This window comes from Pseudoalteromonas sp. Ps84H-4, assembly GCF_024124645.1.
Taxonomy (GTDB): Bacteria; Pseudomonadota; Gammaproteobacteria; order Enterobacterales; family Alteromonadaceae; genus Pseudoalteromonas; species Pseudoalteromonas lipolytica_C.
This window is the reverse complement of record NZ_JAMXSK010000066.1, coordinates 1-2139: the sequence shown is the minus strand read 5'-3', so window position 1 is coordinate 2139 and position 2139 is coordinate 1. Positions and strand designations below refer to the sequence as shown.

The following is a 2139-nucleotide window of genomic DNA, read 5'->3' as shown; positions in this document are numbered from 1 at the left end:
GGTACCATGCGTATCGGTCGATAAGGTATTAGGCTGTATATCTGAAGAGTTGTTATAGAGTAAGTCAAAAGCAAAGTGACCTTCATATTCGTTAGCGCCAATGACTTGCGTACTCACCGGAACATGATTAGAAACCAATGTTAATGCTGAAACACCTTTACCTTTGGAGAAGTACTTAGACGAATACCGAGCCTTAAACGTATTTATGCGACACTCAAATTTTTGACCATCAATGCTTGAAAACAACTGATTATCGTCCACATGGTAATAGGCAAATATTGGCAACGTGGCTATAGCATTAGAAACCTGATCATTAGACGTTTTGAGTGTTTCATATCTGACATAACTATCATCTACACTGCGTAATTTACCCATTGAACGGTCAGAGATATTCGCCATTTTATATAGGCCGTAATTGATGCCGTTTGCCAATATACAGGCGATCAGATCTTCTTTATTTACTGGTGATTTTTCTTTAGTTGCTGATATGTGTGTAAATGAATTTAAGTAACCTGTCTTTTGATCAACAAACAACATGAGTTCAACGATACCCATGTGTTGAATTTGATTGTAGAGCGGGTTTTCAATTGTTTGTTGCCAACGGCTGTTAGGAATTGACCACTTGAGTTCGGCTTTGCCAGGAATAAACTCAACATACTTATTATCACCACTAAAGATATGCTCGCTTGCTTCCTTCAGCTTAACTTCTAATTGTTGGCTCTTATCTGCGAGTGTTTGGTTAATCGGTGTTGCCAGCTTATCAAGGCCAGTGTTTTCAATGATTGTCTCTTTTTGCTGCCATTCTTTAGGTTGTATAAGATCTGACGTTAAACTACGGTTATTAACGCTTTCTTTCACCGTTAAGCTATTACTGTGAAATAATTGTTCGGCTTTACGATAAAGGAAATACTCAAATCGATTAGCAATTAATTTGGTATTTTCTCCCTCTAAATACTCTCGGTCATGTTTAGGTACCACATCGATGTTAATGGTTTGGATAGCCTTTAATTCACTAAGTTCAGAATGTGCCATAACATACTGCTCATGGAGTTCATCCTTTAAATGAATGAACTCAATATCGATAGACATAAATAATGAGCGGATAAGTTTTTTAATTTTACTGGATTGTTTATCAATAAATTGCCATTCGTACTGACGGCCATCAAAGTCGTTATTATCTAAGTGATCACTTAACAGTTTAATACTGTCAGCAGGGATCAATTCAAAGGCTTTTTTACGTACATCACCAAAGCTTAAATCATCGTCCATATCGGTATCGATGAAGTACTTTAATAAACTACCAGCGGATTTTAATTTGGTTCTTACAATGGTTACATCTTCAACAATACGCTGCTTTGCATAGCCTTTAGCTGATTCGGTTAACTTCCTTACCAAGTAAATAAATGCAGCAACAAGATTGTCGTTAGTCTCTCGGTACCTGAAGAACAAGTAACAAACGAGATATAAAATAGTTTGGCTATCTGCGTGTCTTCTAAGCTTATAAACGGACTTGTGCTTTACCAGTGAAGCATAGTATTCAAGATTTTTAGGTGATAGCTCCAGTTCAGCAATCAGTGACTTAATTTCTGGATAAAGCGAGCGTATAATTTTATGCGTCTTCAGCTCTTGGGTGATTTGGCTCGTTGAAAAGTCCTTAGCCATTTTCTTTAACTTGGCTAAGTCAGTAAAGGTATTATTTGACTCAAGTAATTTAAGTAATGTTTTTCTGGTACCTGAAGACAAACTATCAAGCAGCACCATTTCAATTCGGTTACGCTCATTTGATAATACCGTAGAAATAGTGTCTTGCAGCGTTGTATAACCAGCTAGCGCTATTCTGTTTTGACCAAAATAAGCAATACATTCATCAAAAACATACCTTGGTTCAAGGTTGATTTTTACAACATCGTTAAGCCTTTTTAATAGCGGCTCTTTATCTAACTTGCTTTGGTATGCTGTAAACCCTGTATATTTTAATAACTTATTAATCAGCTTAGTTTTTGTTGTTGGTGGGCGTTGTTTCCTAAAAGTTTGAACTATCTTGCCAGCCTGTGATCAGATCATCTATATCCTACTAGCCTGTGCAACAACAATGAGCAAAATCACAAACTGGTCTCACTATAATCAAGCCCTCGTTAA

The 2139-nt window shown here is 36.7% G+C and carries 1 protein-coding gene and 1 pseudogene; both read right to left on the bottom strand.

All coding sequences use genetic code 11. The features are described from left to right. Window positions 1–1743: Tn3 family transposase (locus NH454_RS22165; protein ID WP_253040206.1), on the bottom strand; the 1743-nt coding region annotated here is incomplete at its 3' end. Between the two features lie 57 nt (window positions 1744–1800). Then, a pseudogene (locus NH454_RS22475) lies at window positions 1801–2040 on the bottom strand (DUF4158 domain-containing protein); the annotation flags it as partial. Window positions 2041–2139: the final 99 nt, after the last annotated feature.